Source organism: Desulfobacterales bacterium, from assembly GCA_028704555.1.
Classification (GTDB): Bacteria; Desulfobacterota; Desulfobacteria; order Desulfobacterales; family JAQWFD01; genus JAQWFD01.
On sequence record JAQWFD010000027.1, the window covers coordinates 1 to 19,083 of the forward strand.

General features: G+C 49.7%; 18 protein-coding genes. 10 read left to right on the forward strand and 8 right to left on the reverse strand.

The window, feature by feature from the left end; translation table 11 throughout:
* The 10 genes from rpiB to PHQ97_10875 all read left to right on the forward strand — a co-directional run.
* On the forward strand, positions 1 to 396 hold a 396-nt coding region (gene rpiB / locus PHQ97_10830), incomplete at its 5' end, for a ribose 5-phosphate isomerase B (GenBank protein MDD4393226.1).
* 107 nt (positions 397 to 503) lie between these two features.
* A complete protein-coding gene (locus PHQ97_10835; protein ID MDD4393227.1) occupies positions 504 to 1,754 on the forward strand; it encodes a serine hydroxymethyltransferase in 1,251 nt (416 codons plus the stop codon).
* Positions 1,755 to 1,812: 58 nt separating this feature from the next.
* Positions 1,813 to 2,280 carry a cytidine/deoxycytidylate deaminase family protein gene (locus tag PHQ97_10840; protein ID MDD4393228.1) on the forward strand — a complete coding sequence of 156 codons (468 nt, stop codon included), beginning with the start codon at positions 1,813 to 1,815 and terminating at the stop codon, positions 2,278 to 2,280.
* Positions 2,281 to 2,315: 35 nt separating this feature from the next.
* A complete protein-coding gene (nrdR, locus tag PHQ97_10845) occupies positions 2,316 to 2,789 on the forward strand; it encodes a transcriptional regulator NrdR (GenBank protein ID MDD4393229.1) in 474 nt (157 codons plus the stop codon).
* A gap of 256 nt (positions 2,790 to 3,045) precedes the next feature.
* The gene (gene ribD, locus PHQ97_10850) at positions 3,046 to 4,137 is read left to right on the forward strand and encodes a bifunctional diaminohydroxyphosphoribosylaminopyrimidine deaminase/5-amino-6-(5-phosphoribosylamino)uracil reductase RibD (GenBank protein ID MDD4393230.1); all 1,092 of its coding nucleotides are present in this window, start codon (positions 3,046 to 3,048) and stop codon (positions 4,135 to 4,137) included.
* Positions 4,138 to 4,341: 204 nt separating this feature from the next.
* A complete protein-coding gene (locus tag PHQ97_10855) occupies positions 4,342 to 5,010 on the forward strand; it encodes a riboflavin synthase (protein MDD4393231.1) in 669 nt (222 codons plus the stop codon).
* 126 nt (positions 5,011 to 5,136) lie between these two features.
* Positions 5,137 to 6,351 (forward strand): bifunctional 3,4-dihydroxy-2-butanone-4-phosphate synthase/GTP cyclohydrolase II, encoded by a 1,215-nt coding sequence (locus PHQ97_10860; protein MDD4393232.1) that lies wholly within the window; start codon positions 5,137 to 5,139, stop codon positions 6,349 to 6,351.
* Between the two features lie 131 nt (positions 6,352 to 6,482).
* Positions 6,483 to 6,956: a 6,7-dimethyl-8-ribityllumazine synthase gene (ribE, locus tag PHQ97_10865; GenBank protein ID MDD4393233.1), complete on the forward strand. Its 474-nt coding sequence runs from the start codon at positions 6,483 to 6,485 to the stop codon at positions 6,954 to 6,956.
* Between the two features lie 6 nt (positions 6,957 to 6,962).
* A complete protein-coding gene (gene nusB / locus PHQ97_10870; GenBank protein ID MDD4393234.1) occupies positions 6,963 to 7,412 on the forward strand; it encodes a transcription antitermination factor NusB in 450 nt (149 codons plus the stop codon).
* Positions 7,413 to 7,500: 88 nt separating this feature from the next.
* Entirely contained in the window at positions 7,501 to 8,130 is a 630-nt protein-coding gene (locus PHQ97_10875; GenBank protein ID MDD4393235.1) for an MBL fold metallo-hydrolase, read from the forward strand.
* A 33-nt stretch (positions 8,131 to 8,163) separates the two neighbouring features.
* Here PHQ97_10875 and mltF read toward each other — a convergent pair whose 3' ends face one another.
* The 8 genes from mltF to PHQ97_10915 all read right to left on the reverse strand — a co-directional run bounded on the left by mltF (position 8,164) and on the right by PHQ97_10915 (position 19,082).
* Positions 8,164 to 9,609 (reverse strand): membrane-bound lytic murein transglycosylase MltF, encoded by a 1,446-nt coding sequence (gene mltF / locus PHQ97_10880; GenBank protein MDD4393236.1) that lies wholly within the window; start codon positions 9,607 to 9,609, stop codon positions 8,164 to 8,166.
* A gap of 394 nt (positions 9,610 to 10,003) precedes the next feature.
* Positions 10,004 to 11,194: an MFS transporter gene (locus PHQ97_10885; GenBank protein ID MDD4393237.1), complete on the reverse strand. Its 1,191-nt coding sequence runs from the start codon at positions 11,192 to 11,194 to the stop codon at positions 10,004 to 10,006.
* 338 nt (positions 11,195 to 11,532) lie between these two features.
* Complete coding sequence (locus PHQ97_10890) at positions 11,533 to 12,825, reverse strand: 4Fe-4S binding protein (protein ID MDD4393238.1); 1,293 nt, start codon at positions 12,823 to 12,825, stop codon at positions 11,533 to 11,535.
* A gap of 50 nt (positions 12,826 to 12,875) precedes the next feature.
* The gene (locus PHQ97_10895; GenBank protein ID MDD4393239.1) at positions 12,876 to 13,775 is read right to left on the reverse strand and encodes a glycyl-radical enzyme activating protein; all 900 of its coding nucleotides are present in this window, start codon (positions 13,773 to 13,775) and stop codon (positions 12,876 to 12,878) included.
* Between the two features lie 137 nt (positions 13,776 to 13,912).
* Entirely contained in the window at positions 13,913 to 14,980 is a 1,068-nt protein-coding gene (locus PHQ97_10900) for a DUF6282 family protein (protein MDD4393240.1), read from the reverse strand.
* A 54-nt stretch (positions 14,981 to 15,034) separates the two neighbouring features.
* Positions 15,035 to 15,619 (reverse strand): hypothetical protein, encoded by a 585-nt coding sequence (locus PHQ97_10905; GenBank protein ID MDD4393241.1) that lies wholly within the window; start codon positions 15,617 to 15,619, stop codon positions 15,035 to 15,037.
* Positions 15,620 to 15,694: 75 nt separating this feature from the next.
* Entirely contained in the window at positions 15,695 to 16,999 is a 1,305-nt protein-coding gene (locus tag PHQ97_10910) for an FAD-dependent oxidoreductase (protein MDD4393242.1), read from the reverse strand.
* A gap of 76 nt (positions 17,000 to 17,075) precedes the next feature.
* Positions 17,076 to 19,082 (reverse strand): aldehyde ferredoxin oxidoreductase family protein, encoded by a 2,007-nt coding sequence (locus tag PHQ97_10915; GenBank protein MDD4393243.1) that lies wholly within the window; start codon positions 19,080 to 19,082, stop codon positions 17,076 to 17,078.
* Position 19,083: the final 1 nt, after the last annotated feature.

A 19,083-nucleotide genomic window follows, 5' to 3' on the forward strand; every position in this document is an offset into this window, starting at 1 on the left:
GTCAAGTCGTATCTGGCTGAAAACGGTTGTGAAGTCATCGATGTCGGAACCGATAGTGAAAAATCGGTAGGTTATCCGGATTTTGGCATGAAGGTGGCCCGCATGGTTTCCGCAGGAACGATACAGCGGGGGATTCTGATGTGTGGGACCGGCATAGGAATGTCTATGGTTGCCAACCGGTTTCCCCATGTTCGTGCCGCACTTTGTAACGATGTTTACTGCGCCGGGATGAGCCGTCGACACAATGATTCGAATATACTGGTCATGGCCGGGCGGATTATCAGCAGGGAACTTGCATATGAAATCGTTGACATCTGGTTGAAAACCCCGTTTGAAGGCGGGCGGCATCAGGGCAGGCTTGAAAAATTTGATTGTATTCCGGGGCTGGACGGTTGATAGATCGAAGACATCCGCTGCAGGGGGATGTACCGTATTGCAGAGGTATTCAGTAGAATATTTTTTTTCAGTGTTAACCAGTTAAACCATAAGAAGGGGATGGATCGTTGAATTTAAAACTTATTGGCGCAACGGATCAGGAAATTGCCGATGTGATTGCAAAAGAGCTGGACAGACAGGAAAATACACTGGAGCTGATTGCTTCAGAGAATATTGCCAGCCATGCGGTAATGGAGGCTCAAGGCAGTGTATTGACGAACAAATATGCCGAAGGATATCCGGGCAAGCGCTATTATGGTGGGTGTGAGTTTGTGGATATGGCTGAAAATCTGGCTATAGAACGAGTTAAAAAATTATTCAATGCGGAATATGCCAATGTGCAGCCGCATTCAGGGTCACAGGCCAATATGGCAGTCTATTTTGCCCTCCTGAATCCGGGAGACACGGTATTGGGGATGAATCTGTCTCACGGCGGGCATCTGACCCATGGCAGTCCGGTCAGTTTTTCAGGCAGGCTTTTTAATTTTATTCATTATGGCGTCTGCAAAGATTCAGGCCGGATCGATTACGACGAAGTGCGCCGGCTGGCGGAAACCCATCGTCCGAAATTGATTGTCGCCGGAGCGAGCGCCTATCCGCGCATGCTCGAGTTTGAAAAATTTTCAGAAATAGCCAAATCCGTTGGGGCCTTGCTGATGGTGGATATGGCGCATATCGCAGGATTGGTGGCCGCAGGAGTACATCCATCCCCGGTTCCGTTTGCCGATGTGGTAACCTCTACCACCCATAAAACCTTGAGGGGTCCCCGCGGTGGTTTGATACTGAGTGCAGATGCCGAACTGGGTAAAAAATTTAATAAACAGATATTTCCGGGAATTCAGGGCGGCCCCCTGATGCATGTGATTGCAGCCAAGGCGGTGGCATTTAAGGAAGCGTTTTCGGAAAATTTTAAATCCTACCAGCAGCAGGTTGTAAAAAATGCCGGTGTAATGGCAGCGCGTCTGATGGCCGAAGGTGTCAAACTCATCTCCGATGGAACCGATAATCATATGATGCTGGCCGACCTGACCCGCCAGGATATCACCGGGAAATTTGCTGAAGAAGTTCTGGGACGGGCAGGCATTACCGTCAATAAAAATTCCGTGCCGTTTGAAACCCGCAGTCCCTTTGTGACCAGCGGAATCCGTATCGGTACGCCGGCGATCACCACCCGGGGAATGAAGGAGGCCGAGATGGAAACGGTTGCCAGCCTGATTGTCGAGGTACTGACACATCCGGAAGATGAGCGGGTGGTTAAAAGGGTTCGCGAAAACGTATACAGCATTTGTGAAGCGTTTCCTCTGTACGGCAGCAAATAAGGCACAGGCTGTGCGGGGCACTAAAAACACCGATATTATCAGAGGAGAAATTGAGCAAATGCCGGATCAAATGGACCGTCCGTCCTGGGATGCGTATTTTATGGGGATTGCTTTACTGGTCGCAAAACGTTCCACCTGCCTCAGGCGATCGGTCGGGGCGGTCATTGTCAAGGACAAGCGGATACTGGCTACCGGCTATAATGGTGCGCCCAGCGGCATCGAGCATTGCAGCGTTACGGGCTGCCTTCGGGAGCGGCTCAAGGTTCCATCCGGGGAGCGGCATGAATTGTGCCGCGGCATTCATGCAGAGCAAAACGCTATCATTCAGGCGGCGTATCATGGGGTTTCCATCAAGGATGCTGTGCTGTATTGTACCAATCTTCCGTGTTCCATTTGTGCCAAGATGATTATTAATGCCGGCATAACCCGGATCTATTTTCAATCCGGATATGCCGATTCCATGTCCAGTGAGATGTTTGAGGCTGCGGATATGGACGTGGTTCATCTGATATTGCCTTTGGAATAGCTCTTTCGGTATGGCATAACGAGGAGAGGTCCTTCATGAAATGTCCGTTTTGCGGAGAAATTGACAACAAAGTCATTGATTCCCGATTGAGTAAGGATGCGACCGTAATTCGAAGACGTCGGGAATGTCTGTTGTGCTCAAGACGGTTTACCACCTACGAATATGTTGAAAAAGTTCCTGTCGTGATCATCAAAAAGGACGGGCGCCGTGAGGTCTTTAACCGGGATAAAATTCGTACAGGTATCCAGAAGGCCTGCGAGAAACGAAATATCAGTATGAATGTAATTGAAGATTTTCTCGATGATGTTGAACGGGACCTTATGGAATCCGGGGAAAAGGAAATTCCGTCCAGCCGGCTGGGTGAACAGATCATGATCAAACTCCATGAGCTTGATGACGTGGCCTATGTCAGGTTTGCATCGGTTTATCGTGAATTTAAGGATGTAAATGATTTTATCTCTGAGCTTAAAAGCCTGTTGAGTTCTCATCAAGGGTCTCGGAAGGAATAAATTTCACAGGGATTGCGCAGGATTTTCGGAGTCTCGCTCTCGTTTACCGGTTCGTCTTCAAGGCGTATCGAAGCGTGCATACTCGGTGTGTATCTTTGATACAACGCGGAAGATTGACAAAAAGACAACCAAGACGGTGTAATTTATTTTTTTCAAGATCCTGAACTCCGGAAAATCGGGAATAGGACACGGGTGAATGAAATGCCCGGTGCCCTCCGGGGGAAGCCAGCTGGTTTTTTGAGGGGATGTCGCAATGATGGATGATCGGTTTTTTATGGAAATGGCGCTGGACCTAGCTGCCAGGGGACAGGGATATGTGTCTCCCAACCCCATGGTGGGGGCGGTGGTGGTAAAAGACGGCAGCATTGTGGGAACCGGCTGGCATGAGGCTGCAGGCAGACATCATGCCGAGGTCAACGCGATCGACAATGCCGGCGATGCGGCAAAGGGGGCCACGCTCTACGTGACGCTTGAACCCTGCAATCACACGGGGCGTACGCCTCCCTGCACCCGGAAAATTATTCAGGTCGGAATAAAGCGGGTCGTGGTGGCCATGACAGATCCGAATCCGGGGGTCACGGGAGGAGGCATTGACCGGCTGCGGGCTTCTGGCATCGATGTGACCATCGGTATATGCGAGGATAAAGCCCGAAGGTTGAACGAGTCATTTGTCAAATACGTTACGACCGGGCGGCCGTTTGTGACACTGAAGTGTGCCGCCACGCTCGACGGCCGTATCGCGACCCGGACCGGTGATTCCCGGTGGGTGACCGAGCCGGAGGCCAGAGCATATGTTCATAAACTTCGGCATGCCTGTGATGCGATTCTCGTCGGAATCGGTACGGTCAGATCAGACGATCCCCGCCTGACGACCCGGCTGGACGGGGAAAAGGGCCGTGATCCGATTCGAGTTATTCTGGATTCAAGGTTGTCCATTCCCAGGACATCAAACGTGCTGAATCTGAAATCCGATTCCGATACGGTGATCGTAACCGGGGGACATGTTCCGGAACACCGCCGCAGGGAAATTGAAAAAGCAGGCATCCGGATTATTGAATGTGCCGGTGGCGATGATGGTATCGACCTGAATGCGCTGATGGATCAATTGGGCAGAATGCAGATAACCCGCCTGATGATCGAGGGCGGCAGCCGGGTTTCGGCATCTGCGTTAAAAGCCGGGATCGTGGATAAGGTCGCCTTTTTCTATGCACCGAAAATACTGGGCGGTGACGACGGCGTACCGATATGCAGGGGCCCGGGGCCGGCCTTGATGAGCCAGTGTCTTCAGGTGACCGATGTTCGTCTTCAACGGTTTGGCGACGATATGCTGATCGAGGGTTATATTTAATTCAAGGGCTCAGTGTCCGGCAAAAATTAATCGTGCACATGCGCGGGCTTGCCTGCCTGTTTGTTTTCAAGGCGTATCAACGCGGGGCATACGTGTTGAATGTGCTTTTTGATGGAACGTAGCCAGCCAGGCGCTTTAACACTTGAATTTGTGAACCGGTTTTTGTGCGAATCCTTAGCCTTGATTATCTGACGGGGGGTGCTTATGTTTACGGGAATTATTGAAGGGGTGGGTGAGATCAGGGCCATTCGTTCTTCAGGTCAGGGAAGACACTTTACGATTGATACGGATTTTTCCCTGGAGGAAACAAAAATCGGAGACAGTATCGCCGTTAACGGCGCATGCCTGACAGTTGTATCGAAAGAGGCGCGGCGGTTTGAAACCGATGTATCTCCGGAGACCCTGGCGTACACAACCTTTGGTAAGGCAGCAATCGGTCAGCGGGTCAACCTTGAACGTGCGCTCCGCCTTTCCGACCGTATTGACGGGCATCTGGTCTCCGGTCATATCGACGGAATTGGCTTTATCAAGAAACAAGCACCGTTGGCAAATGCCATCATCGTAACCATTCAGGCACCCGAGGCGCTGACCCGGTATATGATTCGGAAAGGCTCTGTCGCGGTGGACGGCATCAGTCTGACCATTAACCGTTGCGACCGTGACGGGTTTGAAGTCAGTATCATCCCTCATACCGCAAGCAGCACGACCATCGGTGTGAACAAAGCAGGGGCTGCGGTGAATCTGGAAACGGATATGATCGGAAAATATGTGGAGCGCTTTGTCACTGAAAGGCGGGCCGACAAAGGTTCGGATAACCATATCGCAGATTCTTCAAAGTATCTGGACCTTCTGGCTAAAAATGGCTTTCTTTAACCGGGATTTTTTTGAATGAGTGGCTTTTTTATTGGTTGTATGTCGATGCGGAACGCTTTACCATAGTTGTCTGTACTGATTTTTAAAATTTATCATAATTTTATATATGCAGGAGAAATAGAAACGATGCCAATGCTGACGATTGAAGAGGCGATTGAAGAAATCCGGGCTGGCCATATGGTCATTCTTGTGGATGATGAGGACCGGGAGAATGAAGGCGATCTGACAATGGCGGCTGAAAAGGTAACGCCGGAGGCGATCAATTTTATGGCGACATACGGGCGGGGACTGATATGCCTGTCGATGACGGGTGAAAAAATCGATTCTCTCGAGCTGCCGTTGATGGTGGATCACAATGAGTCCCAATTCCAGACCGGTTTTACCGTATCTATCGAAGCCCGCAAGGGGGTGACCACCGGCATATCCGCTGCGGACAGAGCGACAACCATTCTGGCTGCCGTGGCTGGCGATGCGAAACCTGCAGATGTGGTCAGTCCGGGACATGTATTTCCGCTGAGGGCACGGGACGGAGGCGTTATAGTCCGTACAGGCCAGACAGAAGGGTCAGTGGACCTGGCGCGTCTGGCCGGGCTGAAACCGTCCGGCGTGATTTGTGAAATTATGGATGAAGACGGCACTATGGCCCGTATGCCGGCGCTTGAAAAATTCAGTGAAAAACACGGGATCGGCATCTGTACTATCGCGGATTTAATTGAATACCGTATGAAAAATGAATCCTTTATTCGTCGGGCTGCCGAAACCCATCTTCCCACCGCCATCGCCGGTGAATTTAAAGCCATTGTTTATGAAAATGATGTGGATGATTACCTGCATATTGCTCTGATAAAGGGAGAAATCGACCCGGAAAAAGCGGTTCTGGTTCGGGTTCACTCGGAGTGCCTGACCGGAGACACCTTTGGATCTCTTCGCTGTGACTGCGGGGATCAGCTTCACACGGCCATGAAGTTGATGGAACAGGAGGGCTCGGGTATCCTTCTGTATATCCGTCAGGAAGGACGTGGCATTGGCCTGGTGAATAAAATAAAGGCATATGCGCTTCAGGATCAGGGGTTTGATACGGTTGAGGCCAACGTGGAACTCGGGTTTAAGCCGGACCTGCGCAATTATGGTATCGGCGCTCAGATTCTTGTGGATCTCGGGGTTAAAAAAATGCGGCTTCTGACCAATAATCCCAAAAAAATGGTTGGGCTTCAAGGTTATGGATTGAGTATCATTGAGCAGGTGCCGATTGAAATTGAGCCCAATGAATTTAACCGGTGTTATCTGGAATGCAAGAGACGAAAAATGGGGCATCTGCTCAAGGGGGATCAGACCTCGTAAATCGTGTGTATGAATTGGAAAACCGGCGCCGAGGGCAAATGATTTTTTGAAAACATATCAGAAATTCCAATTGCCAGCGTTATCAAAATCAGAGGACCGCTTGAATGCTATTTTAAACCGGGGAGGACAAAATGCCGAAAGTGTTGGAAGGTAAACTCATTGCGGAAGGTAAGAAGTTTGCCATAGTGGCCAGTCGATTTAATGATTTTATTACCGATAGACTTGTCGGAGGCGCTCTGGATGCATTGATTCGCTCCGGTGCTGTCGACAGTGACATCGACATTATCAAGGTTCCGGGAGCCTTTGAAATTCCCCTGCTGGCAAAGAAAGTTGCCCGGAAGGGACGCTATCATGCCGTGATTTGTCTGGGGGCCGTCATTCGGGGAGCGACACCGCATTTTGATTATGTCTGCGCGGAAGTGACCAAGGGAATTGCAATGGTCAGCCTGGACAGTGAAGTGCCGGTGATTTTTGGTATTGTGACTACCGATACGATCGAGCAGGCGATTGAGCGTGCCGGAACCAAGGCCGGAAACAAGGGATGGAGCGCGGCCATAAGCGCCGTAGAAATGGCGAACTTAATTGAGATGGTCGATCAGGCATAAAACAAGATGGGTATAAGACGAAAGTCCAGAGAGTTTGCCATGCAGGCGCTCTTTTACATGGATATTACACATGATATTTCTTCGGATCTGATTGGCCGTTTCTGTGACAATTTTCTTTCTTCTTCAAAGGCGAATTCGTTTACCATTGCGCTGATTCAGGGGGTCATTGACAACCGGTTGGAGATTGACGACGTCATTGAAAAATTTTCCAGTCATTGGAAAATCGGTCGCATGCCCTGTGTCGACAGGAATGTCATGCGAATAGCCGTTTACGAATTGCTGTTCTGCCCGGATATTCCTCCGAAGGTGTCGATAAATGAAGCGATTGACATCGGAAAGCGATACGGAACCGAAGAGTCCGGAGCGTTTATCAACGGTATTCTGGATTCCATCAGAATTGCTCTGGAACATAATGAACTCCATGTCAAAAACCATTTTCATGGCGTTAATTTATAGCAATGGGAATCAAATTTGATCATTCATTCAAATTCAAAGGGGCCAGCGCCGTTAAAAATGAGAGGGTGAACACAACAGGAGGAACGTTTTGATTATCAGAGCATTGGAAGTAGGGCCGTTAATGGTGAATTGCTATATCGTGGGGTGTGAAAAAACGAAACTGGCCGCGGTGATTGACCCGGGGGGTGATGTGCGGAAAATCCTCGATATTATAAAAAAAGAGAACCTGACGGTTAAATATATTATCAATACCCATGGCCATTTTGATCACGTCAGCGGCAACCGCAAGTTGAAAGAAGCGACAGATGCCCGGTTGATGATTCATTCCCGGGATGTTCCCCTGCTCAGCACCGTTGCATCCAGCGCCGGCGTCTGGGGTCTGAAAGGCGAGGATTCCCCGCCACCGGATCAGACGCTGGATGATGGAGATACGGTATCTTTCGGTGAAATTACATTGAATGTGATTCATACTCCGGGTCACAGCCCCGGGGGCATCTCCCTGTATACGGATAAATGCGTGTTTGTCGGTGATACCCTTTTTGCCGGCTCGATGGGGCGGACGGATTTTCCGGGAGGAAATTTTAATACGCTGATTTCCAGCATTCAGAAAAAATTGTTTGTTCTGGGGGATGATGTGCGCGTATTGCCCGGGCATGGCCCTGAAACGACGATTAAAAGGGAAAAACAGTTTAACCCGTTTTGTGGTGAAGGCCGATAAGGGACGGGATGTTATTGACCCATATCCGTATTGTCAAGAAACCACCCCGGCTGATTGATCTCTGACCGTTTTTGTCTTGACGGGACAATTGATTTCGTATTCGATTCCCTGATGCTTCAGGATGTCATAGTAGAGCATGATGCGATCGACATACATGATGGGTTCTGTTCCTCTGCAATAACCGTATCGCGTCTGTTTATAATATTTACGATGTCTGAGCAGAGGCAGAACCTGCTTGAGGGATGACCAGCTATCCGGATCAAGGCCTATTTCCTGCGCAAGGCTCTGGGCATCCTGAATGTGACCCAGTCCGACATTGTATGCGGCAAAAGCAATCATCAGGCGGTCTCTTCTTTCCGACTGGTCGAAATAATCGTAGAGTTTTTTCAGATGCGTGACTCCGGCATGAATATTCTGGACAGGATCATAGATATCGGTGACATGATAGCTGTCAGCGGTTGATTGGGTCAGCTGCATAAGTCCGTATGCGCCAGCGTGACTTTTGGCCAGCGGATCGAGGTGAGATTCCTGGTAGATCTGGGCGGCGATGAGTCGCCAGTCAAAGTTCTGCATGCCGGCCGCCTTCTGAATGATGTTCTGATATGTGGGCAGTCTGCTTTTGAGACGGTTGTGGTATATTTGAACATCCACATAATCAAAGTCATCCAGATTCGCATAATACCGGTTGTAAATTTTTGAAAACGTGCCATCATCCCTGATGGTTTGAAAGAAAGAATTGATTTTCTCCAGAAGGCCCTTGGCCTCCGGGTGAACGGCCCATCCCAGATATTCCTCACCATTTAAAGGCCCTGCAACGACGGCCTGGGGATAATAGCGCTGGTTGAGCAGAGCAATGTTGCTGTTCGCCACCGTAACCTCAATTTCCCTGTCTGCAACCTGTCGGATGAATTCCTCGGGTGACAGGTCATCATAAAGTGCTATGGTTAAATCAATTCCCTGCTTTTTGAGTTCTGTCAGCTTGTTCTGATAAGCCGTTCCTTTCCGTATATGAACCGTTTTGCCGTTCAGCTGCTCAGGGGAGTCGATATCCGTCTGGTTTCGATGAACGATTATTTGCTGCTGTATCGGCATGTAACCATCTGAAAAGGCAACCTGCCGCAGTCTGCCTGGAGAGATGGTCATGCTTGCGGCAATAAGATCACCTTTCCCATCGAGTAAATCCGGAATCATTTTTTCCCAGTTTTCAGCAACGGAGATGTTCAGCCGAACGCCAAGATAATCCGCAAACGCTCTGGCAAGATCATATTCAAAGCCCATTTCCTGCCCGCGGTACTGATAATAGCAGTTGGCATTATTTCTTGTAATTACGGTGAGTTCTTTTTTTCCCAGAATGGAAACCAGTGACGCCTGATCATCAATTGTCTGTTTATTGATCTGCATCATCTGCAGGGAGGCGACCAGTATCAACACCGCTGAAATCGATATGAAGAATAAAATTATTTTACTTGCGATATTCATAAATGATCCAATTCGAAAATCGATATACATATGGGGGGAGGTGCCGTTGTATTTGTTGACCGGTTTTATTTATAATGTATTTTCGTATGGAAAACAATGTCAAGTATCTCAGATTGAAATCTGGGTACAGGGTAACCGATGTCAGGTTATTTTGAAACATCACCATGTTGATTATCTTGTAAATAGCTTTTCCAGACCACAGAGGATTATATATCCGGAAGGGGTTGAGTCGTATAGCCGGTGGTTTTAACCACCGGTTTATTAAACACTTTTTCAGAGCCCCGGCAGGAAAGAATTGTGCATGGATTGTGAGGGCATTCGGCGTCGCGCAAACTTGTTTGTCCTGGTTATCATCAAGGCGAATTATGCCTGTTAAATAGGCGGTTGAGATATGTCATCCGGACGTGTTCAGAAACGTCGTTAACAGTGCACCGACCACAATCAGCCCACCCAGTATGATAAATCCCACGCTGAAATAGCCGAGATCCCCCATTGCCCCCATTCCGGTCGGTATTGCTCCGGCACCTGCCAGATAGGCAACTGGAACGGTCAATGATACGGCCATGTTCCGTATTTTTTCGGAAAATATGCGGGACAATGCCGTCATGACTGCCGGGAAAAAACAGACAGCCGACAGGGGCTGAAGAAAAACGAATACAAAAATCCATTTGCCTGAAACGGCGCCTATCAGAACGGTGAAGATTCCTGTTATCAATAAACTGGTACCCATAATCTGTTTTGAGCCGAAACGGTCGACTGCCCAACCCGCTATGAATACCACCGGAAGGGTAAATATCCTTGAAAATGCGATCCACGTATTGGCCGTGTTTTGATCGATGTTCAGGTCTGAGACCAGATAAAGGGGAAGCATGGTATATATCCCGAGGACAGAGCTGACGGCGAGGCTATGGAGCACGATGATGATCCAGAATGATGGGATGGATAACAGCTCCCGAAGGGAGGACAGACTCATTTTTTGTGATTTGAAGTTTCCTTTTTTGCCGCTTTTGCTGATTACCGCCGCCAGACACAGGGATATCAGGCCGGTAGCGATCATGACGCTTCGCCAGGTCATCCAGGCCAAAAACGCCTCGGCGATAAGTGGTGCGGCAATCAGCGCGAGATTGGGAGCCAGCTCATGGATGGAAAGCGCTTTTCCCCAGTGACGGGTCCGGACTATTGAGGTCAGGGTGGTGATGGCTGACGGAAGATAAATTCCTGATGCAAGACCGATCATAAACATCCCGACACGAAGTGTGTTTAAACTGCCGGAAAGCGATATCCACAGATTTGCGATTCCCAGCGCCATACAGGACAGGCAAATTGTGTGTTTGTGGGTGATGCGCGATGAGATGAATCCTGCGCTCAACAGAGAAAAGAAATACCCTGCGGATGCGCATAAAAAAAGACTGCCTGCCTCAAGGTGACTGAAATTAAGGTCTCTTTCAAGCGAAGGCATCAACGGCGCCAGAATGATTCTGGAGAAAAAATTGATAAAAAAAATTCCGGCCATCAGCGTCAGAAATGGAATGCAGGATCGGAAGTCATGGTCGATTTCGTTACTGTTACCTGATAAAAAAGTCATAGTGCGTTTGTTTGATCAGTCATAGCAATAAGCTGGATAATTTAGTAGCAAACTCAAATAATTAGTGAATAATATTTTTGCCTCAAGAGGCCTGAAGCGGGATTTATGATTCAGGCCTGCTGTCTGTTATTACGAAAGCTCGAAATATGCTGGATATTCCTGGGCTTTCGTGCCTTGCCAGACAGCCGCCTCAACACTTAAAATGTGAAGTTATTTCTGAGTGAACCCTTTAGCATTGCAGTAACTGATTTGCAAGTGGCATCCCCCCATGAAGAAGAATGCCACTTGCATGGATTTAAACGACTTCGTGAAAATTTTCAGGGGTAGCAACTTATAACTTAGTATCCTTCTTCGTCCGATACCCAGTCTGCGATGGTTCCACGACCGTCCCAGACCAAATCTCCGGTATCGGCCTTTACCATCTTGACCGCCCACTGTGGGCAGTGGCCTACACACCAGCCACAACCGTAGCAGGTATCTTTGTCAAAGGTCGGCTTTTCGCCGGAAGCCTTGTCGAGTTTAATGGCGCCGTAGGGACACAGGTTTTCGCAAATGCCGCAACGGGTGCATTTCTCATCGTCGAACTCGGGGATGACCGGGGTGGTCTCCTGCATATACGGCCCTTCGCGTTTCCAGTCTCTCAGATACTTAAACTGGCCAGTGATATTCGGGATATCTTTGATGGTGGCATATCCCTTTCTGTCCATGAATTCATTCAGCCCAGTGAGGATTTTCGGGATTACAGAGATACCGCGGGAGTAAATAACGGAGCACAGACCCACCAGATCGCAACCCGCCATGAGGTGACGTGCAACGTCGTCATAGGTGAACACACCGCCGCCGCCGAGGAAAGGTGTGTCCGGTACCGTCGCGGTGTTCTCGAGAATCTTGGCCAGTGAGAAGATCTGCCAGGGGCGTCCCATAAGTCCGCCCATGGAACCGGGAACACCGTAGAACTCTGCCTTCTCATGATCGATCCAGGCGCCGTAGAATGCGTTGTGGCCACTGATGGCGCCTCCGGCCTTGGCAATAGCCAATGCCAGCGAGGCTGTGTCCACGCACTGCGGGGTGGTCTTGAAGATGATTGGTACGGTAGCTACATCCATACAGGCCTTGGTTACCTTGTAAGCGATGTCAGCATCCAATGCCAGCGGTGCGCCGCAATCCTTGTCAGCCTCAATTGCGCCGAAGGTTGCATGAGGGCCGCCGGTGTCAAGCTCGATGATCTTTACGCCGCGTTCCTGCAGATCCTTGATGAAGGGTACCCAAGTATTCGCTTGCGGACCGATTCCGGAAACGGAACCGATGTAGAGAATGTCATTATCTTCACAGATCTTGAGGCACTTGGGCAGTTCTTCGTCGAGCCACTTCTCATAGGGCATATTATGGAACATCTGCGAGCAGATCCACACGTCCTTCATGTCACTGCCGAAGTGCTTCAATGAATAGAAGTACGGCCTGGGCCAACGGTGCACGCCGTCGATTTTATGCACGGTCTTGCCGACAATCCATCCGATACCGGTCGATGAAAAACGCTCGATCAGTTTGGAGGTTCCGCCGAAATCACATGATGTGATACCGATCGGATTCTTTACAGGTAATCCACAAAATTCTGTTCTTAGATCTGCCATGTTAAACTCCTTATGGTTATGTAGTGATATAAAATGATCAGAATGAACCCTTACATCATTCTTCCGATCGTCGTTTTTAAACCGTAACTTTGTATCAATCTGATGATGCTGTCCAAGTGTTCCCGATCAACGGGTTCGCAATTGTCATAGGGATGCGTTAACCCGAGGTATCGGTATTTATCGGTTCCGAGCTGGTGCAGGGGATTGACGTCAATGTGGCTGACACCCAGAGAACGCGCCAATTCGGTTGTTTCGGTTATATTTTGCGTAGAGTCGTTAAATCCCGGTATGAGCGGAATGGAAAACCGGACGGTGGAGTTTTTGGCCATTATGGCGGCATTTTCAAGGATACGGTGATTATCCACGCCGGTTCCCAGTCGGTGTTGTTCCGGATCCATATGCTTGATATCCAGCAGAACCATATCCGTGTATGGCATGGCGGACTGGACGATATCTGCAGATGCCATACCTGAGGTGTCCAGGACGGTGGAAATCCCGAGATCATGGCACCCCTTGAGCAGTGCCGTTGCAAATTCGGGTTGAAAGAGGGGCTCACCCCCGCTTAATGTCATTCCACCGTCTGATCCATAAAAAGGACGGTCTTTTTCAATTTCGTCGAGTACCCATTGGGCTGTCGTGAGGGTTCCTACTTGTTTAAATGCGCCATTCGGGCATTCTTCGACACATTTCATGCACCGGTCGCAGAGGTTTCGATCAATTTTCTCGTGTGTGTCGGGATGGACAGCGCCCTGAGGGCAAATGTGAAAACACGCGCCAAAGGCTTTGCAGCGGCTTGCAATATAGTATACTTCAGGATAGCTGTTGATGGTTTCCGGATTTGAACACCATTTGCATCTCAAGGGGCAGCCCTTGAAGAAAACGGTTGTACGAATTCCCGGCCCGTCGTGAGATGCAAATTTTTTGAGTTCTGTGATGATTCCCTTGACCATGAGCGGCTCCTGTTAATATAAAAATGGTATGTCTGATAAACTGGCTATTGTAAAAAAAGTCTGTCGTATTCTCAGCCGCCGGTCTCCGCTGGGCAGACAAACGGAGACCGGCCTGAGAACAGTATCGATTCTATGGCTTATTCGCCGTAGATCAATCTGGCCGGAACGTCCTTGGCCATGATATTGATATTTTCTTCACTGACTCCCTGAGCCAGAAGGGTCTTGATGAACATTTTCCAGCCGGGAACCGGTTTGTTTCCGGGCTGTCCGGCATCGGTGATCAGACACAGATTGTCCGGTCCTTTTTCCTTGATCAGTTCCTTGATCAGGTTGAAGGAATAATCAAACGCGATAATCCAGTCCTGCATGCCGGGCCAAGGAACACAGGAACATTCGGCAAACTGCAGATAGCCGCCCAGATCGATCATTTCCTTGGCTTCATCCGGCGTCAGGATCGTCATTTCCTGGGTGACGTGATCCATCATCACTTTAACATTCATTCCGCGTTTTTTGATGTAGCGGAGGATGTCAAATTTTTCTTCGTTGGATACATGGCAACCGGACAGAACCGTTTGATCTCCTTTGGCATTGTTGTTGTAGTCGGCCATGACATCGAGAATCGCTATCATTTCAGGGGTCAGCGTGCCCGCTGAATCGCTAACCGAAATGCCGCCGGGCAGCCCCATGGCTGATCTCTGATGCTTGGCGCTCAAAGACGGCAGCCAGACGCCCTTGCATTTGCCGTATCCCAGGGCGGCTTTAACCGCTTCAACATTCATGCCGCCAACCGTATAGTTCAGGACGATACCGCCGTATACCTCAACCGGTGTAAATTCGATGCCCTGTGCGGCTTTGTCTTTTTTCATCCGTTCCAGAAAATCCTGAACGATGATGGCGCAGTTGTTGACCATGGTATTATGATCTTTGAAGACCAGCGCCTTCATGCCGGCTTCACTGGCTTCGATACAGGTTTCGACCATGGTGGGGCGTCCGGGAAGCCATCCGCCCAGAGGCGCGCCGTGAACATGGGTATCGATAACGCCTTTTAAAATATTATCCACCCGTTCGGGGTCTACGGGCTGTCCCGGGTTGAAGTACAGGTACGGCCAGGCAGGATGTGTTCGTTTTTTAAATTCTTCCGGATCCATGCGATCAAGGACTCGTCCGTATTTGTATTTTGCCCAGTCTTCTGAAGCTTTACTCATGATCAACACTCCTTATGATTGATGAAGGTTAAACGATAGCTGAAAAAATGGTTGTTACATTTTCATCAGTGGCGCGCCCATCGGGATGATCTTTTTCCCGAAATGGGTATTTAAAACGGTACCCATCACCACCCAGAGAATCGATAGAACGACAAGGGGCAGGTCCCAGCTGGCAATGGTCCAGAAAATCTTGTTATGGGTAAGGAAAAACAATCCGGCAGGAATAAAAAACAGATCCGTAAAAATCATGAAAAAGAATGCAATCTTTGGAACCACCAGGTGACCAATGGTAAATCCGCACATCAAAATGCCCATGATCAGGAATATCCAGCCGTCAACGGCCATAGTATCGTGGGGCATCAGCTCCAGGGCTTTCATCAGGTTTTCACCCATACCCAGGAACATGAACGCGCTGAATGCGAGCAGGATGTTGCCGTTCAAAACTTCTCCCTTGTGAAGGGCAATGATGCCGGCCGTCAACTGCACGATGCCGCCGGCCAGCCCCAGTGGCACCAGAACGGTCGCCATGGAATGCGGGGCGATGCCGGTTGCGATGGGCCACAGGCAGCCCAGATAAAATGCCAGGACCATTAATCCTGCCGGTCCCGGATTTGCAAATGCACTTTTACTGTCTGGCATGGTATTCTCCTCTTGTAATCAGGTTGAAAGCATATCTCACATAGGGCGGTTCGTGCGTTTAAACAATTCCTGGAATCAGCAGAAAATTACCTTTTGATCGGCATCCACTGCGCTGAGTCCGATCAGTTGGCCGAATTCTCGGAACTGGCTGGGATACGTTGTAACCGGTGCAGCGATTTTGCCCCAGTTTGCTTTCAGGTCGTTGATATTGTCTTTTCTCCACATGAATCCCATGAAAAGTCCGGTATAGTCCGCGTAATGACCGATGGCCTGACCGCCGATTATACGGCCGTCGTGCAGCATCAGCCGAAGATAACCGTTTTGATTTTCCCGTTCGATAATTTCGATATCCTCTTTATTAAATACAGCTTCAGCCGATCTCAGCGTTTTGCCGAAGGTAACCGCGTGGGTATCGAAAAAGTGAGCACGGGCAAACGGATACCCGCCCGGGTAAACCGCGTTCTCGCCCAGAATGTTGCGGGCAACGATTCGTGCCTGCTCGGTCGCATTGTGTTTGAGCTGGTACATGCAGTCTTCGCCGCTTAACGAATCTTTTGTTTGTACGCAGTCGCCGCAGGTATAGATATCCTTCACGTTGGTTTCCATTTTTTCATTGGCCAGGATACCCCGTGCGACCTGAATACCGGCGGTTTGCGCCAGTGGTTTTCCGGGGACCACACCGGTTGCAACGACTACCGTGTCGCAGATAATAGTGCGTTTGTCCGTTACAACACTGCTGACGCGTTGATCGCCTTCAAAACTGAGTACTTTTTCGCCGGTCAATATTTCGATACCGTATCCGCGCATGGCCTCTTCAAGCCGACGGGCTGCCGGTTCACAGAAAAGGGTCGGCATCATCCAGGGAAGCAGTTCGACAATATATACCGTACAGCCTTTGAGTCTAAGTGCTTCGGCAGCTTCAATACCGATGGCGCCTGAGCCGACGACAACCGCGGTTTTCCCATGACCTGCCGCCAGCCGGTCTGCTTCACCCAGCAGCTTGCAGCTGAAAATACCTTCTTTATTGATGCCGGGAATCGGCGGAATGAACAGGGATCCGCCATGGGCCAGTACCAGTTTGTCATAGGCATATTCATCGCCGGTTTCGGTTGTTACGGTTTTTTTGGCAGGATCAATCGTGGTTGCTTTTTGATTCAGTACCAGACGAATATCGTTTTTCTCGTAATCTGCCAGCGATCTTCTGAATACCGCATCCCGTTCGATTTCTTTCCCGACGAAATAGGGAAGGGAACACGGATCGTATTCCGGAAATGATTCGGCTGACAGAATCGTGATCGTAATATCATTTCTGCCGGATGCCCGGAGGCAAGTCGCCACCTCATTGCCGGCGATTCCATTTCCAACAATCAGAATTTCCAATGCATTTCCCCTTTCTGTGGGTAATGGGCTTCAGCCCCGGATGTTCACGGGGCTGAAGCGATGAGGTTCGAGCTGTTTATTCTAGCCGTTTACTGTTCGGGTTTGCCATAAAGTCTTTGTAGATTTTTTTTCCGACTGCCATATCGGGGATAATATCCTCGAGGTCCAGATCCGTTGCTTTTTCCGGGGTAATGAAACCGTCTTCATCCCAGACGTGGCATTTGTAGTATTCTTTCTGTGCCACAGCCCATTTTTCACGATCCAGTTTCAGCCCCTTATGGGGACCACCGACAACCGGTTCGTCAAAATACCGGTCGATATGTGTATCATCGATAACACCGCTTCCTTCACGCAGCCAATGGGCTCGTTCGATGGCAATCACGCGTTCGGCAGATTTGAATACCTCTTCATCGGTCATTTCGCACCCGGTGGCGGCATAGAACATCGGTGCGTAGGCTTCTTTCCAGGTACCTGCACCACCCCATGAACCAATGGCCTGGCAACAGGTGCTCATACAGTCGGCAACACATTTGTTTCGTTCAGACCAGGTACACAGCTGAGGTTTGGTGTCCAGCTGGGTCATCTGTACAGGGAAATTTTCCCAGAATTTTTTCGCCATATCCGGCGTGAAGACTTCATCTATCTGATAGGCCCGACTCTTGGCACATCCCGGGAATTCCAGACAGGAGTAGTTTTTTAAATGATCGGACCCGCGGGTAGACATGGCGTATCCCAGGCTGAATCCAAGAGCGACTCGAGGATCCACACTGATATGTTCCAGACCACGGCAATGCGGCACGATATCCATTCCTACGCCAAGTGTTTCAGCAACGCGAATGTTGCCTTCAGCCAGCAGATTCCCGTATCCTTCACGTCGTGCAATCATCGGCAGCACTTTCATGGAGGTTTCGATATCGCCCCATTCAAATTTGATTCCGCCGGTGTCTTTTTCGGTGATATAGCCTTTTTCCATGGCTTCCATGGACCAGGACAGGGCAGCGCCCGCTGAAATACTGTCCATACCCAGATCATTGACCATGCCGCAGAGTACGTTGACCCCGGCCACATCCGTGCTGTCGATTCTCGGTCCCAGGTTGCAGACACTTTCCATTTCAGGTCCACCCGCGTAATAACCGGCGTATTTGCCTTCTTTGATCAGCGTTGTTCGTCCACAGGCGACCGGGCATCCCCAGCAGGCTTTGCGTCGGAACAGAAACTCATCCGCCCACTGCAGACCGCCGTATACTTCTTCGATATTTTCCATATAACCCGTGGAGCAGTTTCTATGGGCATTGATACCGATGGCGTTTCCAACATCAAACAGGTCCATGCTGCCTTCAGCTTTTCGGCGGTGGGCAGACGGAGATACGTGCAGCTTGTCGCGTAGCTCCCAGGCCAGTTTCATGAATTTTTCCGGGTCGGCAAAGGTGATGGGATTGTTGCCTTTGACGGCGATGGCCTTAAGGTTTTTGGATCCCATGATCGCGCCCATTCCGGTTCTGCCGCCGGAAGATGAGAAGGAGTTGACTATGCAGGCATAACGGACCAGATTTTCTCCAGCCGGTCCGATCAAGCTGACTTTGACGTCCGGATCATTGAGTTTTTCCCGGATTTTAATGGTGGCTTTTTTGGTCCCCAGGCCCCAGAGATCGCCTGCATCATAAAATGTGATTTTATTGTTGTTAATATTGACCCATGTGGGTTTGTCCGCTTTTCCTTTGACAATGATCTGATCGTAACCCGCATATTTCATCATGGGCCCGAATGCACCGCCCATGTTGGTGTCGCCGTGACCATGAATGTCGCTTCCCATGGTGGAACAGGTCATTGGTGACCGGCAGGTAACCGTAGTACGTCCGGACAATGGACACAGGGTACCGGCCAGAGGACCGCAGCCAAAACATACCGGGTTTTCAGGATCAAAGGGATCCATGCCCTGGTGAGTTTCGTAGTAGGAAACAGCAGAGTTAAATCCTCGCCCGCCGAGCCATTTTTTATAATATTCGATCGGGGGCTTTTCAATTTTATAAGTTTTATCGGTGAGATTGATTCTTAATATTTGCCCCATCCATCCGTGCATCATT